This is a genomic window from Glycomyces buryatensis (assembly GCF_004912275.1).
GTDB lineage: Bacteria > Actinomycetota > Actinomycetes > Mycobacteriales > Micromonosporaceae > Glycomyces > Glycomyces buryatensis.
Map to the genome: position 1 here is coordinate 161,745 of NZ_STGY01000004.1, position 14,986 is coordinate 176,730.

Sequence of the window (14,986 nt, forward strand, 5' to 3'; positions counted from 1 at the left end):
GCGCGTCTTTCGCCTATTTCACGAGGCGGGTTCTCTCTTTCGTGGCGCTTACGCGCGTCCGAGGGGAACGGTGGAGACGACCGTGTAGTTCGGCTGCTCGCCACCGCGAACGCTGGTGAAGTCGGAACGGTACAGGACGGCCTCGCCGGCGGTCCAACTCGGACCGTAATAGCGGCGCAGCGTCAACAGGTCCTGGGCCGCTTGCTGGTTGGTGACGCGGTCGCCGGGGCGGGCGAGCGTGACATGGGGCCGGTACTGCTTCTGGTCGACCGGGAGACCGGAGGCGATGAGGCCGGCGCGGATGGTGTGGACGAGGTCGACCAGGGCGGCTACGTCGCCGTCGAGTCCGGCGTAGACCACCGAGTAGCGGCCGCGGCCGAAGCGGCCACCGCCGGAGACGCACAGCCGCAGCGGATCACAGGTGGCGCTGGCCTCTGCGAGGACGTGGGAGGCGTCGGCGAGGCGGTTCGCGGGGACCTCGCCGAGGTAGGCGAGGGTCAGGTGCCAGTTCTCCGAGCGGACCAGGCGGCCGGTGGAGGGGCGGGTATTCGAGGCGCCCGGACGTGAAGGGGCGCCTCTGCGGGCGATATTGAGGTCAGAGACCACTTCAGCGAGATCGGACACGGCGTTCTCGGGGAGCGGGAGCGCGGCGAAAAGGCGCTCGGTCCGCGTTTCGGTCAGGTTTTCGGCGACCGCGGCGGCTGTGGCACTCACTGGATTCCCTCCAGGGGCTCTGTGAGGATGGTTAGCGCTCACGCCGTCTCGAATGGAGGTGGGAGACGGGTGGGCCGTATTACGCGTCGCCTGCGATGGATGTGTCGACGGGACGCGAGAGGGTTGTCACGATGTGATCCATCCTCGCAGCACCGCACACTGTTAATTCAGTGAAATCCCACTGGACGAGACAGTAATTTCGCGGAGGTAACAGCGGATGACCCGACAATGTGGCCTTGACCTGGAGTTGCATCCGAATGAAGCGGAGCGGGACCGAACGCTGACCGACCGTTGCCGACGAGTCGCGCCACGAGATCCTATAGGATATAGGTTTCGCCGCATCGCCGCATCCAAGATGTCGTACCACCCGGGCACGCTTGCAAACGGGGGGTCGTCATTCGCGACACGCCCGACCCCGGGAATCACAAAAACGACGACCGAACCGTGGTTTAGGGCATCGCCTTGCCGGGGAGGACGGCGAGCTGACGGCGCAGGCGGGCCCGCTTGCCGAGCCAGGCCGCCGTAGTCGCCAGGATCGCGACGACCCCGCCGAGCCACAGGCCGGACCGGGCGCCGAACTCCTCGCACACCCAACCCACGAGCGGCGCGAAGATCGCGGTCGAACCGAGGAACACCAGCAGGTAGAGGCTGAGAATGCGGCCGCGGAAGTCGCCGGGCGCACCCATCTGCACCCGCTGGTTCGCGGCCTGGGCGAAGTAGACCATAGCGAAACCGGTGGGCACCAGCAGGATCATCGCGGTCGTCAGGTTCGGCGCGAAGCCGACGACGGTGGTGGTGATGCCGAGAGCCATGCCCGCGCCGAGCACCGTGTACACCCCGGGACGCCCGGAGCGCCGGCCCGAGGCCAGGGCCCCGGCCAAAGCGCCGACTGCCAGAGCGGTCAGGAGCAGGCCGAACGTGTCGGCGCCGGTTGCGAACTCGGTCTTGGCCAGCAGGGAAAGCGTCACCGGGAAGTTGAAGGCGAAGCCGCCGACGAACAGGGTCACGATCAGCACGCCGAGCAGATCGGGCCGGCCGGCGACGTATCGCAACGATTCGCGGATGCCGCCCTCGGTGCCCGCCGAGCGTTTGACCGGGTTGGAGAGTTTGCGTCGCAGCAGGACGATGCAGGCGGCGGCCGGGCCGAGGAACGCGGCGGCGTTGAGGGCCAGGACGGTGCCGGTGGAGGTCACGGCGATGAGGAGCCCGGCGATCGCGGGGCCGGCGATCCGACTGACGTTGAAGATGGCCGATCCCAGGGAAACGGCGTTCGGCAGCGCCTCGGGCTCGACGATCTCGGAGTAGAACGCCTGACGGGCGGGTCCCTCGAGGACGGAGACGCAGCCGAAGACGAAGACGGCGAGGTAGACCATCCACACCTCGGCCGACCCGGCGAGCACGACCACGGCGAGGACGCCCGCGACGGCGGCCGATGCGAGCGAGCAGGCCATGAGGATGAGGCGCTTGTCGACCGCGTCGGCGATCTTGCCGCCCTGGAGGCTGAAGAACAGGTATGGGCCGAACTGAATGGCGAGCGAGAGCCCGAGCGCGGAGCCGGAGTCGCCGGTCAGTTCGAGGACCAGCCAGTTGACGGCGGTGGTCTGGAGCCAGAACCCGAGGGTGCCCAGCAGCTGTCCCGTCGCGAAAATGCGGTACGCGGGGACGGACAGAGCGCGGAACGTCTGTTGCAGCTGACGAGCGATCACGGGGGACATATCATTGACAATTGTATTCACTTACCGGTCGGCAAGCTAGTAACCGTGACCGACTTCTCGTCCCATCACCGCCGCCCACGGCCGCAGCAACCCCGCCGCGCCCCGAACACGCTACGGCGCATCTCGATCGAAGCGCGAAAAAGACCGGACCGACCCATTCGGGTCGACCCGGTCGAGCGAACAATGGTTTCGCGGAGTTTCCGGTCGCCGGAGCAGCTTTGCTTTCTGTCGGCAGAGCCGCGCTACTTCCGGTCGGCCGAGCCGAACAGCACATCGTCCCAGCCCGGGAGCTGGTTGCGCGGCTTCGAACCGGCCGTAGCGAGCGGCGGTGTGTTCAGGTCGTCCTCCGCCGCCGAGCGCTTGCCCGGACGCAGAACCGCCAGGCTCGGCACCTCGGGCGTCTCGCGCTGATCCGGCGCCGTCGTCCCCGGCAGACCCAGCTGCGTACCGCGGCCACCACGGCCGCGTCCCGCCGGCTCGTCCAGCGGACGCTCCAGCACCTCGCGGAGCCGGTCGCGCCGGAGCGGATCCGAGTGCGACGAGTCGTCGGACTGGTCGAGCCCGTGCATCGGGTCGCGCGAGGGCCGAGCCGGATCGCCGGGCCGGATGCCCGACTCCGACGGCACGTCCATCGCGCCGTTCACCTGCTGCGGGGCCGGCGTCGAGAGGAACTGCGCCATCTCGTCGTCCGGCGTCACCGTCTGGCGGGCCCGGTCGAGCTTCCAGCGCGCCTTCGCCGTCGTCTTGCCCGACGACCACGACGCCTGGACCAGCCAAGTCCCGTCCTCGGTGCGCCACGCATCCCAGGAGACCGCCTCGGGGTCCACCCCGTGTGCTCCCAGCTTCAGGTCGACCACATTCGACATGTGCTCGCCGCGCTCCGAAGTGGCCAGACGCGAACGACGGGCCGCCTGCGCGAGCATCGCCCGCTCCTGCAGGACCGGACCGGCGTACCGCAGCACCCGGTCGACGGCGACCTGCGCCGACGCGGCGATGTCCTCCGCGCTCTCGCCGGAGCGGATGCGGGTCTGGATATCGCGGGGCGAGAGATTGACGTGGGCCTGGGGCCGCGGCGCGGGGGTGCGAGGCGCCTTGTCCGACTTGCCCGACGCGGCACCGTTCTCCTTGGACCGCACGGACTTCCCGCTCTCGGGCACGTCGACGGCCGAAGCGACCCGCTCATCCAGCGGCAGCGCCAACAGTCGGCCGAGCTCGTCGGCGAGCACCAGCGCATGACCGTCCTCTGAGAGGGCTACGAACCGTACCGGCCTCATGCCTTCCACCCCTCGTGTCTCTTCGTCAGCGCTGCCAGGCCGCTCATCCTCGGCCCGGAGTAGTCCCGTTCCCGCTCGGGAGCAGCGCAAGCGGCACATCCGAGCGTACGCCCAACCCTACCGGCGGACCACCACCGGCGGGGGACGATATAGCGAAGGATTCGTCCCTTCGAGGCGCTATTGCGGCATTACCGATTGTCGCTACGCCCGCCGCAGAGTACATTGGCGAACGTGCCGTCCGACGAAGATTCCGAAACCTCGCCCGCGGCTTCGGGAACGCCCAAAGAAGCGTTCCAGCGGGTCAAACGCTCGCCGGAGCTTCCCGCACCCGAAGCGGTGCGGCTGCGCATGACCCCGATCGCGGCCACCGGGACTCTGCTGTGGACGATCGCACTGATTTTGACGCAACTCTTCCAGAGCGAATTGGCCGATTCGGGGAGGGCATGGTGGGGTGCTTGCGCGCTCGCCGGTGTGGCCCTCGGCATCTTCGGCACCGCCGTGATGGCGGTCTTCGATCGCAGGCACTTCCGTTCGTCCGATGAAGAACCGGAAGCGACCGACGGTTCCGACGCCGGGGACGCGCAGCACGCCTGAGCGCCGCTCGGACCGGACCGAACAGGCAAGTGTTCACTCGGGTTCGGGTGGTGGTGGGCGACGGACGGGCTAGAGGACCTCGGAGCCCTCATCGTCGTAGACCGTCTCGGACTGGACCACGCCCTGCGGGGTGGTGTCCACGAACTCGGCGATCTGGGAGTGGGCGCCGCAGCCGTGGTCGGCCGAGACGACCCGCGCGTCTTCGGAGGAGTACAGGTTCGCGCAGGCGCCGAAGGCGGATCGCATCGAGCCGGCCAGCGGCAGGAAGAACCCGCAGGTGCCGCAGCGGGCCGACGCGGGCGCGGCCTCGGCAATCGGCGCGGTCGGGCCGCGGTCGCCCTCGTACCAGCGCTGCGCGGCCTCGGTGCGACCGAAGCGGTTCATGACGCGCTCGCGACCGACGCCCAGCTCGTAGGCGATGTCCTCGACCGCGTCGTCCTCGGAGTAGGTGTACGCGGGCATGAGGCGGTCGTCGTCCTCGTCGGTCGGCAGGACCTCGCCGGTGCCGACCTCGCCGGCCTCCAGGCGGTCGGCCCACGGGACCCACGCGGGTGCGCGGAGCGCGTCGGGGCCCGGCAGGAGCGCGGTCTCGGAGACGGTGGCGACGCGGGCGCGGGGGACGCGGCTGAGCACGACGGCCCAGCGCCAGCCCCGGTAGCCCGGGAGGGTGCATTCGAAGTAGTGGGTGACGACTCGCTCGTCCTCGGCCTCCACCGAAAGGTGCTCGCCGATGCCGTCTCCGGCCTCCTCGGCGGCCTCGCGGGCGAGCTCGTCGGCGTCCGCGCAGACCTTGTCGAGTCGCGGTTTGCGCGTCCGGGTCTTCGCGATGGCGGTGGCAGTAGAGCTCTCAGGCACGTTTCCAAGGATAGGCCAGTGGATCGGGCGCATCGAGCGACGGTGCCGGGTGTGCGCAAGGCGACGCCCGCCCAGGCCTGCGGCGTCTTCACACCCGGTACGTTTAAGTCCATGCGAATACTCGTCGTGTGCGCCGTCCCCGAGGAGGCCGAGGCCGTCGAGGCCGGCCGGACGCTCCAGCACGAACTCGACGTCCTCGTCTGCGGGGTCGGGCCCGCCGCCGCGGCCGCGTCCACCGCGCGGACCATCGCCGAGAACAACACCATGGGGCGCGCCTACGACGTGGTCGTCAACGCCGGGATCTGCGGGGCCTTCGAAGGGCGCGCCAAGATCGGCGACGTCCTCATCGGCACTGACTCGGTCGCCGCGGAACTGGGCGTGGCGCTGCCGTGGCGGTTCCAGCCGATCGACGAGCTCGGCTTCGGCACGAACCGGATCGGTTGCAATACGGTCCTGACCGTCGCGGTCGAGGGCGTGCGCGGGGAGATCCTGACGCTCGCGTCGATCACCGGCTCCGACGGGCTGGCCGCGAACCTGGCCCACCGCTACCCCGAGGCGATCGGCGAGGCGATGGAGGGCTTCGGCGTGGCCACGGCCGCCCAGCAGGCCGGACTGCCGTTCGCCGAGATCCGCACCGTGTCGAACTTCGTCGGCGACCGCGACGTCGCGGGCTGGGACTGGCCCTCGGCGCTGAAGTCGCTGACCGGCGCGATCCGGGAACTGTGAGCCGAGAACCGTGAACGGGAGTTTCGATCAAGTGTCAGCAATCCACTTGGCGCATTCGCCGTGCCCGAACGACACGTTCATCTACCACGCTTGGACCTCCGGGCTGGTCGACGGACCGGCGACGCGGCTGACGTTCGCGGACATCGACGTCACCAACACCGCCTGCGCGCGGGGCGAGTTCGACGTCGCAAAGGTCTCCTACGCGGCGCTGCCGTACCTCGGCGAGGAGTGGCGACTGCTGCCGGCCGGCGGGGCGCTGGGGCGCGGATGCGGGCCGCTGGTGATTTCGAGCGGCCGACGGAAACTCGACGGCGCGCGGATCGCGGTCCCCTCGGACCGCAGCACCGCGTTCCTGCTGCTGCGGCTCTGGATGGACGAGCTGGGAACCGAGGACGTCGAGATCGAGGTCGTCCCGTTCGACCAGATCATGCCGGCAGTGCGCGAGGGTCGCTACGACCTGGGCCTGGTCATCCACGAAGCGCGGTTCACCTACCGCGACATGGGGCTGGAGAGCCTGGTGGACCTCGGCGAATGGTGGGAGGGCACCACCGGCTTCCCGATCCCGCTGGGCGCGATCGTGGCGAAGGCCGGGCTGGACGGCGCGGCGATCACGGAGACGATCCGGGCCTCGCTGGACTACGCATGGGCTCACCCGGAAGCGAGCCGGGAATATGTGGCCGAACACGCGCAGGAGATGTCGGAAGAAGTGTGCCGCAAGCACATCGAGCTGTATGTCAACGAGTTCTCGCGCGATCTGGGCGAGGACGGCCGGTCCGCGGTCGAACGCCTGCTCGGCGGCGCGGCCGGACTGGGACTGGTTCCGAAAGCGACGATCGAGTACCTGTGAGGCGAGGCGGCGCCGACTTAGCGGGATTTTCCGGATATGCGCGGCCCGAGGACCCCCCGTCGCAAACGTACGCCGGGGTTATGACGAGCAGTGGTCACCGCTCGCGCCGGCGGCCTCACCAGGATGGACCATTTGGCGCGATGCGCCTCAAGCTAGGCTTGACGGAACCCAGCAGTGCACAGACGGAGAGAAGTTCGAGGTTCAGCGGTGCCCAGTGGTCGAGTGAAATGGTTCGACGCCGAGAAGGGATTCGGTTTCGTCTCCAGAGACGATGGCGGCAAGGACGTGTTCGTCCACCGCGACGCGCTCCCTGACGACGTCGAAGAGCTCGCGAAGGGCCAGAAGGTCGAGTACAGCATCATCGACACCCGCCGTGGCGTGCAGGCGATGGGCCTCCACCTCGTGGCCGGGCCCGCGACGCCCCCCGGCGCGGCGGCGGCTCCGGAGAAACCCAAACGCTCGCCCGAAGAACTCAACTCCCTGCTGCAGGACATGATCGGCGTCCTCGAACAGCAGGTCATGCCCCCGCTCTCCCGCGGAAGGCGCCCAGACCGCAAGACCAGCGCGAAGATCGCGGAACTGCTGCGAGCAGTAGCGGACGACCTCGCCTGAGACTCCGCGGTGCGGCGGCCGAGAACCTCGGTTGCCGCTGGGCACTCGGCCGTGTGAAGTCCGACTTCCTCGACTCGAAGCCGTCCGGCCCCTCGCGCACCTTCGGTCACGCGCGGGGCACCCTTCCCAGTTGTCGATCTCGCTGTCGGCCGTGGAGGCAGCTTCGGTCGCACGCGGGGGCGTCCCGCATCCGGCAGCTTCCATCGCGTCCGACTCTCGTTCGCGCGCTTGCGGATGCCCTCGCCGAAATCCGGCGTTCGTGTCGGACCCTCGACATAGGTTTGTGATGGGGGAGCTTCCGATTCGCATATCCGGAATATCCCTCCAAATCATCCCGGGGCCCGGACCGGGCTAGTCTCGGTGGGGTGACCTCACAGGCTTCCCGCGCCACCACCGGCATCGACGCGCTGCTCGACCGACTCGCCTCGCTTCCCTCACTCCTGGTCGCCTTCTCCGGCGGCGCCGACTCGGCGTTCCTGCTGGCCGCCGCCGTCCGCGCGCTCGGACCGATCCGGGTCGAGGCCGCCACCGCGATCTCGCCCTCCCTGCCGCGCACCGAACTCGAACTCGCGCGGGACTTCGCCGCCGAACTCGGGGTCGCCCACCACTCGCCGACCACCGACGAGCTCTCCCGAGAGGGCTACCGCCGCAACGCCGGCGACCGCTGCTTCTTCTGCAAGACCGAGCTCATGAGCGTGCTGGGCCCGCTGGCCGAATCGCGCGGGATCGCGAACGTCGCGACCGGCACCAACGCCGATGACACCGTGGCCGGGTTCCGGCCCGGCATCCGCGCCGCCTCCCGGGCCGGAGCCATCACGCCGCTGGCCGACGCGGGCCTGACCAAGGCCGAGATCCGCGCGACCTCCAAGACGTGGAATTTGTCCACTTGGGATAAACCGGCGGCGGCGTGCCTGTCCAGTCGGATCGCTTACGGCACCGAGGTGACGGCGGACGGGCTGCATCGCGTGTCCGAGGCCGAGGCGGCGTTGCGCGCCGCCCTCGCGGGCGCGGGCCTGCCGGTGCGGAACCTGCGGGTGCGGGATCTGGGCGGTGAGGTGGCGAAGGTCGAGATCGACGCCGAACTGGTGGAGACGGTCGCCGCCCGAAAGGATCTGCTCGGCGCGGTGAAGGGCTTCGCCGAGGTGCGCCTCGACGAGCGCGGCTTTCGCTCCGGGGCGATGAACGAGCTGCTGCCGAACCCCGAGCGGTACCGCTGAACCCGAGGGCTCATCGCAGCGAGAGGGACTCGCGGAGGAATGCCCGCTTTGCACGACGGGAGGTCCCCCGTTTCCAAACGTACGCGGAGGGTCCGACCCTGCATATCCGGAGGGTCCGACCCTCGGTCGGATTTTGCCCGGTGAGACGGGCCAGCGGCGATCGTCAGTGGAGGATGAGTCCGAAAGACCGCCTCACCGGGTCCATAACCCCTCGGGAACCCCTCATTCCCCGAGGTGTACACCGTCGAATACGAGACTGGACGGCCCCTGAGCCGGACCTGACAATTCCCTGATAATGGTGTATTTGTTCCATAACCGTATGAAAGGAGCAATGTGGACCCGTCGGCCTTCTCCAGCGCCGCTCAATCGGGTTGCTCGACCGGATGCGGTACCCCGCTGGAGGCCTCATGCAATCCCGGCGGCCCCTGCAACACCTGCTCGGCGGCCTGCGGCGGCACCTCCGACCCCGGGCCGTTCCACGCCCTCGCCGCCGGAGTGTTCGGCTTCGCCCGCCTCACCCCCGAGCGGCTCGACCGTGCCCACCGTAGTCACCGCCCGCTACCGAGACGCTTCGGTCTGAGGGCCATCGCCGCCTACCGTCGCTGGCTATCCCCCCGAGTCTCGGTGCAGTGCAGGTACGTCCCCAGCTGCTCGGGCTACGGCTACCGCGCCGTCGCCCGCTACGGACTGTGGACCGGCACCCGACTCGCGACCGCCCGCGTGCTGCGCTGCCGTCCCGGCGTGACCCCGGGCACCCATGATCCGGTGCCCGCTCCCAGAGCCGCCCGTTAAGATCCGGGTCATGAGTGACGCGAAGCGAATCGACCAGGCCACGAACGGCAAGAAGCAGGTCGAGCAGAAGACCCGCAGCCGCACCGTCAAGCCCGGCCACCTGGAGGTCGGCGAGTTCACCTCCGGCCGCATCGGCGGCCCTTCCCCCTTCGGCAATTCCAACTTCCCGCTGCCGGTGTCGAGCCTGTACTTCGAGTCTTCGAAGCCGGTCGCCCCGCGCATCCTGGACGACGAGCGCCACTAGGAACCTCTAGGCGTCGCCGCAAGTCCTTTCTGAAATCTTGTAAGAACATTTCACAATTTGTACGTTCTTGCGCACATGAGGATTCCCCCCTCATGTCCTCATCACTGCCCTGTGGAGGATCCGCAATGCGGCGCAGAACCATGCTCGCAGCGGGTGCGGCGGCGTCCGCCGCCGCGCTCACCGCCTGCGAGGACACCGACCGGCCCGCCGCCCTCGAACCCACCGACGACGAGCTCGCCTCCCGGGCCTCGCGGCCCGGTCGGCGGCGCCCGTCTTCGGGAATGATCAAGGTCGGCGAACAGGTCAGTCACGGTTGTGACCTTGACAAGCCGGGAATACTAAGGGGTAGTTTGAGATCCCTGGATCCGGGGCGGGCGCGGCACCCGTCCCGGCTTAGTTGAGAGTTTTCTCAGCAAAGCGGACGACGACAGCCCTCGTCCATGCCGGATACGATCGGTTCATGACATACCCCCCGCAGGGCACTCCCGACGGCCAGTACGGCCCTTCGCAGCCAGGCTCGCAGCAGCCGCCCGCGGGCGGCTACGTCCCGGGCCAGGCGGGCGCGGACCACGGCCCCCAGCCGACCGCGCCGCAGTACACGCAACCAGCGCAGACGCAGGCCTATCCCGGCCAGCCGGGCTTCGACCCGGCACAGGGCTACGGCCAGCAGCAAGGCTACGGCCCACAGCAGGGCTTCGACCCTTACGGCGGCCAGTTCGGTCCACCACCGGTGCAGGCGCAGTCCAAGGGCGGCAAGGGCACCCTTCTCCTCGTGGGCATCGTCGTCGTATTGATGGCAGCCGGCGCGATCGGCGGCTACTTCCTGCTCGGCGACCCCGAGCAGGGCACCACGACCGCCGGCGAGGACTCCACGTCGCAGGCGGAGCCCGACCAGGACGGCGAAGGCGAGGAGCCGACCGGCGAGGACGAGCAGGCGGAGCCGCCGCCTTCGGACGGGGAGAACCTGACCGTAGGCTCGCTGGGCGCCTTGACGCCGATTCCGGGCGATGAATGGGAGCTGTATCTCGAGGCCGGCTCGGCCGCGGACCCGATGGGCGACGCGGAGGCCTACGCCCTCCAGCACACCGACGACTGGATCTCGTTCTTCGGCGTCGGGGTCTATTCGAGTGCTTACGCCGTCTACGACCCGGCCGACCTGGAGACCAGCGCCATCGAGGCGATGTCGGTATGGGCGTCGACGTCGTTCACCGGCGCCACCGGCTACGAGGCGGGCGATGCGACGTTGACCGAGACCGAGGTCGACGGACACCCCGCGATGCTGGTGGAGATGCGCAACTCGTGGGAGTCGGTCGAAGGAGTCGATGACTCCTATGAGGACACCGCGATTCTGGTGGTCGACGTCGACGGCGTGAACGGCTTCATCGGGGTCGCCAGCGTCGCCGAGTCGGGCACGGACTCCTACGACGCGGCCGTCGAAGCGCTCCTGGCCACCGTCTTCGACGCCGAGTCGGCCTAAAGGGTGTTCAAGAACCCCTAGGGCACTGAGTTTTCGGGCCCGGACTCGGCAACGGGTCCGGGCCCGCCGTCTTCACCTACACCGCCACCCGTACGTCCCGAGTAGACGGACACAATGCCGAGCACGAAGGCCTTCGCCCACGCTTCGCCGTGCTGCTCGGCCAGCGCCACCGCACGGTCGATGCGCTTGCTCGCGGCAGCTTCCTCTCCCATGAGCCGCAGCGCCCCGGCCAGATAGCCGAGCGAGACGACCTCGGCGCGCACGTTCCCGACCCGCCTGGCCGCATTCAGCGCCGCCGACTGGGCCGCCATCAGGTCGTCGCCGCGGTGCCTGACCATCATGTATTCGGCCAGGCACCAGGCGAGCTGCCAGATCCGCTCGTCGAGCTCGGGATCGGAATCGGGTTCGTGCTCAAGGTCCGCCTCGTCGGACCGGAGCTGGACGAGCCCGCGCAGGACCTGGTACTCGGCCGCGAACCACGATCGCGCGGCGCGCGCGTCCCGGACGGTCTCCATCCGCACCCCGCCCGCGGGTTCGCCGAAGTCGAGGCTCTCGCGGTAGAGGGCGAGCAGGCGGCCGGCTTCGGCCGCGGTGTGCGTGTAATGCTCGACCATCCGCCGCGCGGCGATACTCCGCTCCGCCTGGGCGACTCCGGTTTCGAGCCGGTCGACGGCGTAGGCGCGCAGCAGATCGTGCATGGTGTAGCGGCCGGGCCGGTGCTCCTCGACCAAATGGGCGTCGGCAAGTTCGCGCAGGGTCTCGGCGGCCTGATCGGGCGCGATCGCAGCCAGACTCGCCATTGCGGACGCGGTGATGTCGGGCCCGGGGTGGAGCCCAAGCAGCCGGAACGCGGCGGCGGCGCGAGGCCCCAGTTCCTGGTAGGAGCAGGCGAACACGGTCCGCAGATCGAGGGAGGATCCCTTGTCGGAGAAGACGTTAAGAATATTGCTGGTCGATTCGAGCCGCTCGGCCAGCGACACCAGCGAAGCGCTCGGATGGGCGGCTGCCCAGGCGCCGACCAGGGACAACGCCAGCGGAAGCCCACCGCAGATCCGCAAGATCCGCCCCGCGGTGCGGGAGCCGGCATCGATCTTCCCGCCCGGGAGGAATCCCGACAGCAGCTGCTGCGACTCGTCCGACGTCAACTCCTGCAACGGGATCGGCGCGGCCCCACCCATGATGAGGCCGACCAGCGGGTCGCGCGAGGTGATGACAGTGAAACTGCCGGGCGAAGCCGGCAGGAGCGGACGCGCCTGGCGGGTGTCGCGCACATTGTCGAGCACGACCAGGACCTTCCGTCCCTCCAGGAGGGTCCGGTAGAGCCCGGTCTGGTCCTCGACGTCGGCGGGAATCCGGTGCTGCTCGACGCCGAGCGCGCGCAGCGCGGCACCGAGCGCCGGGCCAGGGCCGGTCTCGGGCGCGGACGGGTCGAAGCCGCGCAGGTTGAAATAGAGGCGTCCGTCGGGGAACTCGGCGGCGACGCGGTGCGCCCAGTGCACGGCCAGCGTGGTCTTCCCGACCCCGCCCATGCCCGAGATGACGGCGGAACCGGCGGCACTGGCACTGGCGTCGAGGGCCTGGTCGAGCGCGCGGATCTGCTCGTCGCGGCCGGTGAAGCGGGCGGTGGTGGGCGGGAGCGTGGAGGGGGCGATGGCGATCCCGCCCGCGGGAGTCGCCTCGCCCGCGTCGGGCTCGGCGGAGCTGTCGGCCCTGAGGATCTCGAGGTGGACGGCGCGCAGTTCGGGGTCGGGGTCGACGCCGAGGCTGTCGGCCAGGTGCTCCCTCACGGACTCATAGTGTTCGAGGGCCTCGACGGAACGGCCACAGGCATGGAGGGAGCGCATGAGCTGGGCGGCGAAACGCTGGCGGGTCGCGTGCTTGGCGACGACCCCGCGCAGCTCGGGGAGCACGTCTTGGTGGCGGCCGAGTTCGATCTCGACGTCGAAGAACTGCTCGAGCAGGGCGAGCTTGTCCCCGTCGAGGCCGCGCGCAATGGCTTCGACCAGGCGACCGGGGACGCCGGAGAGGGCCCGTCCGCGCCATGCGGCGAGGGCGGCGCGCAGCTCCTGGGCGGCCCCGTCGAGGTCGCCGGTGGCTCGGAGCGCGGCGGCGCGGCGCTGGTGTTCCTTGCAGCGCAGCACGTCGAGCTCGCCGGGGTCGATGCGGCAGACGTAGGCTTCGCCGCCGTCGGTGATGGCGATGCGGTCGCCGAACGGGCGCAGGTCCCTTCGGAGGTCGGACACGAGGTTGCGGGCGGCGCGGATGGGCCGCTCGGGGAACTCGTCCTCCCAAACGCCCCGAACGATCCCGTCGATGGGGACCGACCGGTTCGCCTCGTCGAGGAGGATCGCGAGGAGCTTGCGGGCGTTGTTCCCGTGGATGGCCGCCGGTTCGCCGTCGATCCGGACCTCCAGGGGCCCGAGGAGCCGCACGTCGAGGGTCGTCATAGTGGGTCGGCTTTCTGACGGGGGGAGCACGGGCTTCCAGTGTCCCACAAGGGGGAGCGGTCGGTGGTGTACGCGCTTTGGGCGGCCCGTGACCGATCGGGGACGGATCGGGGAGGGGCAGAGCGACAGTTTCCTGGATCGCTTTCGCGCGCAGGAGAGGAAGACCGATGGACCGTTCCCCCGTCCCCGACGACTACGAGAACCGCCTCGCCGACAGCCGCGCCGCGGCCGGGCGGTTGCCCGCGTCCGGTGCGCGGGACTCGGCCCTGCGCGCGCTGGAGGCGGCGCCGAACCGCGAGGCGCACGAGGCGGCGCAACGGCGGGCCGAGCGCGCGGGCGCGCTCATCGAGGAGCTGACCCAGACCGGCTACGACGGCACCGACCCGGAGCGGATCGCGTGGGTGCGCTTGGATCACACCGGTGGGCTGGTGGCGCTGGCTTTCAGTCCGACGATCGACCGTCTGAGCAATCCCATTGTGGGCGAAGCAATCGGCGAGGCCTGGGCGGCGGCGGACACCGCCCGCGCCGAAGCGGCCCGCAGCTTGGAACGCGCGGCCGCCGATTTGAACCCGGGCGCGGTCCCGGACCCACTGGTCGCCGAGTTCCGCCGGCAGCTCGCGCCGCTCGCCGACGAACGGTTCGAGCACACCACGGACGACGACCTGTGCTCGGCGGAGGTGACCGTCGAGTGCCGCTTGACGGTCTTCAAGTTCCTGGTCCCCAACGCCACCTTGGACAACGACTGCGAATCTCTCGCCGAAGAAGCCACGGCGACGATCAAGAAGGCCCAGGAACGGGCCGCCACCCGTCTGTCCGAGCTGGCCGAGCGGGTCTTCGGCTAGGCGAGACCGGACGGTGCCGGCAGCTCACTGCAACCGGCGGGAGGTGTCGGTGGCGGCCTTCGACGCCGTGTCGATCGAAGCCATCGCCATGGCGACGATCTCAACCTCGAAGCCGTCCTGGTTCTCCAGGTAGGCGGCGTAGTGCTTGTCGCCGCCGGCGAACGGATGCGAATCGGCGAACATCAGCGTCCAACCATGACCGGTGGCCTCGACGGCCAGCTGTTCCACCTTGGTGTCGTCACCAACATGGAACGCGAGATGGTTCAGTCCCGGTGCGCACCGGTCGTGCCGGTCACCGGTTAGGGCGGGAGACTGCTCCACCACCAGGTAGGTGGGCCCGAGCCGCCAGCTGCGTCCGGCTTCCCAGTCTTGATGGCGCACATAGCCCATGCGCTCAAGCAACCATCCGAGAGAAGCGACAGCCCGATCGAGATCGGGCACCCACAGCTCAACATGATGCAAGGTCCCACTGACCGGAGTCTCCATGCCCGCGACGCTACCGCCTATAGCTCGCCTCCTATGAGAGCGTCAACTCGCATCGGGGTTATCCACAGGACGAATCGATTCCCGTCGGAGTTATCCACAGGTGGAAAGTTTTTGTTGGTGGGCTTGTGGTGTGCGTGATGTGCT

Annotated in this window: 15 protein-coding genes; 9 read left to right on the forward strand and 6 right to left on the reverse strand. The window is 69.3% G+C overall.

Features of this window, described 5'->3' with window-relative positions; genetic code table 11:
- Positions 1-48: 48 nt before the first annotated feature.
- The 3 genes from thpR to sepH form a co-directional block, all read right to left on the reverse strand.
- On the reverse strand, positions 49-714 hold the full coding sequence (gene thpR, locus FAB82_RS01755; RefSeq protein WP_168801374.1) for an RNA 2',3'-cyclic phosphodiesterase: 666 nt from the start codon (positions 712-714) through the stop codon (positions 49-51).
- A 449-nt stretch (positions 715-1,163) separates the two neighbouring features.
- On the reverse strand, positions 1,164-2,429 hold the full coding sequence (locus FAB82_RS01760; RefSeq protein WP_136532815.1) for an MFS transporter: 1,266 nt from the start codon (positions 2,427-2,429) through the stop codon (positions 1,164-1,166).
- 242 nt (positions 2,430-2,671) lie between these two features.
- Positions 2,672-3,703, reverse strand: coding sequence for a septation protein SepH (gene sepH, locus FAB82_RS01765; protein ID WP_136532816.1), 1,032 nt, complete (start codon positions 3,701-3,703; stop codon positions 2,672-2,674).
- A 231-nt stretch (positions 3,704-3,934) separates the two neighbouring features.
- On the opposite strand from sepH, the gene FAB82_RS01770 reads away from it, so the two are divergent.
- Positions 3,935-4,297 carry a DUF2530 domain-containing protein gene (locus FAB82_RS01770; RefSeq protein WP_246039410.1) on the forward strand — a complete coding sequence of 121 codons (363 nt, stop codon included), beginning with the start codon at positions 3,935-3,937 and terminating at the stop codon, positions 4,295-4,297.
- Positions 4,298-4,366: 69 nt separating this feature from the next.
- Here FAB82_RS01770 and FAB82_RS01775 read toward each other — a convergent pair whose 3' ends face one another.
- Positions 4,367-5,152: a DUF3027 domain-containing protein gene (locus FAB82_RS01775; protein WP_211116310.1), complete on the reverse strand. Its 786-nt coding sequence runs from the start codon at positions 5,150-5,152 to the stop codon at positions 4,367-4,369.
- Positions 5,153-5,263: 111 nt separating this feature from the next.
- Between FAB82_RS01775 and mqnB the strand changes: the two genes are divergently transcribed.
- From mqnB to FAB82_RS01810, 7 genes are all read left to right on the forward strand, one after another.
- Entirely contained in the window at positions 5,264-5,878 is a 615-nt protein-coding gene (gene mqnB, locus FAB82_RS01780; protein WP_136532819.1) for a futalosine hydrolase, read from the forward strand.
- A gap of 40 nt (positions 5,879-5,918) precedes the next feature.
- Positions 5,919-6,725 carry a 1,4-dihydroxy-6-naphtoate synthase gene (locus tag FAB82_RS01785; protein ID WP_136532839.1) on the forward strand — a complete coding sequence of 269 codons (807 nt, stop codon included), beginning with the start codon at positions 5,919-5,921 and terminating at the stop codon, positions 6,723-6,725.
- A 207-nt stretch (positions 6,726-6,932) separates the two neighbouring features.
- Positions 6,933-7,337: a cold-shock protein gene (locus tag FAB82_RS28490; RefSeq protein WP_136532820.1), complete on the forward strand. Its 405-nt coding sequence runs from the start codon at positions 6,933-6,935 to the stop codon at positions 7,335-7,337.
- A 365-nt stretch (positions 7,338-7,702) separates the two neighbouring features.
- Positions 7,703-8,554 (forward strand): ATP-dependent sacrificial sulfur transferase LarE, encoded by an 852-nt coding sequence (larE, locus tag FAB82_RS01795; RefSeq protein WP_136532821.1) that lies wholly within the window; start codon positions 7,703-7,705, stop codon positions 8,552-8,554.
- Positions 8,555-8,887: 333 nt separating this feature from the next.
- Positions 8,888-9,346: a membrane protein insertion efficiency factor YidD gene (gene yidD, locus FAB82_RS28755; protein ID WP_211116311.1), complete on the forward strand. Its 459-nt coding sequence runs from the start codon at positions 8,888-8,890 to the stop codon at positions 9,344-9,346.
- Between the two features lie 10 nt (positions 9,347-9,356).
- Positions 9,357-9,590, forward strand: a complete 234-nt coding sequence (locus tag FAB82_RS01805; protein WP_136532822.1) for a hypothetical protein — start codon at positions 9,357-9,359, stop codon at positions 9,588-9,590.
- Between the two features lie 460 nt (positions 9,591-10,050).
- On the forward strand, positions 10,051-11,067 hold the full coding sequence (locus FAB82_RS01810) for a hypothetical protein (RefSeq protein ID WP_136532823.1): 1,017 nt from the start codon (positions 10,051-10,053) through the stop codon (positions 11,065-11,067).
- Positions 11,068-11,084: 17 nt separating this feature from the next.
- Here the strand turns inward: FAB82_RS01810 and FAB82_RS01815 are convergent, their stop codons facing one another.
- Positions 11,085-13,514: an AfsR/SARP family transcriptional regulator gene (locus tag FAB82_RS01815; protein WP_136532824.1), complete on the reverse strand. Its 2,430-nt coding sequence runs from the start codon at positions 13,512-13,514 to the stop codon at positions 11,085-11,087.
- 167 nt (positions 13,515-13,681) lie between these two features.
- Between FAB82_RS01815 and FAB82_RS01820 the strand changes: the two genes are divergently transcribed.
- The gene (locus tag FAB82_RS01820) at positions 13,682-14,356 is read left to right on the forward strand and encodes a hypothetical protein (RefSeq protein WP_136532825.1); all 675 of its coding nucleotides are present in this window, start codon (positions 13,682-13,684) and stop codon (positions 14,354-14,356) included.
- Positions 14,357-14,380: 24 nt separating this feature from the next.
- Here FAB82_RS01820 and FAB82_RS01825 read toward each other — a convergent pair whose 3' ends face one another.
- A complete protein-coding gene (locus FAB82_RS01825; protein WP_136532826.1) occupies positions 14,381-14,842 on the reverse strand; it encodes a VOC family protein in 462 nt (153 codons plus the stop codon).
- Between the last annotated feature and the right edge of the window lie 144 nt (positions 14,843-14,986).

Coding starts and splice junctions, on each gene's coding strand:
- FAB82_RS01760 (WP_136532815.1), bottom strand. CDS start 2,429: ATGTCCCCCGTGATCGCTCGTCAGCTGCAACAGACGTTCCGCGCTCTG.
- FAB82_RS01820 (WP_136532825.1), top strand. CDS start 13,682: ATGGACCGTTCCCCCGTCCCCGACGACTACGAGAACCGCCTCGCCGAC.
- FAB82_RS01825 (WP_136532826.1), bottom strand. CDS start 14,842: ATGGAGACTCCGGTCAGTGGGACCTTGCATCATGTTGAGCTGTGGGTG.
- mqnB (WP_136532819.1), top strand. CDS start 5,264: ATGCGAATACTCGTCGTGTGCGCCGTCCCCGAGGAGGCCGAGGCCGTC.
- sepH (WP_136532816.1), bottom strand. CDS start 3,703: ATGAGGCCGGTACGGTTCGTAGCCCTCTCAGAGGACGGTCATGCGCTG.
- FAB82_RS01815 (WP_136532824.1), bottom strand. CDS start 13,514: ATGACGACCCTCGACGTGCGGCTCCTCGGGCCCCTGGAGGTCCGGATC.
- FAB82_RS01810 (WP_136532823.1), top strand. CDS start 10,051: ATGACATACCCCCCGCAGGGCACTCCCGACGGCCAGTACGGCCCTTCG.
- FAB82_RS01805 (WP_136532822.1), top strand. CDS start 9,357: ATGAGTGACGCGAAGCGAATCGACCAGGCCACGAACGGCAAGAAGCAG.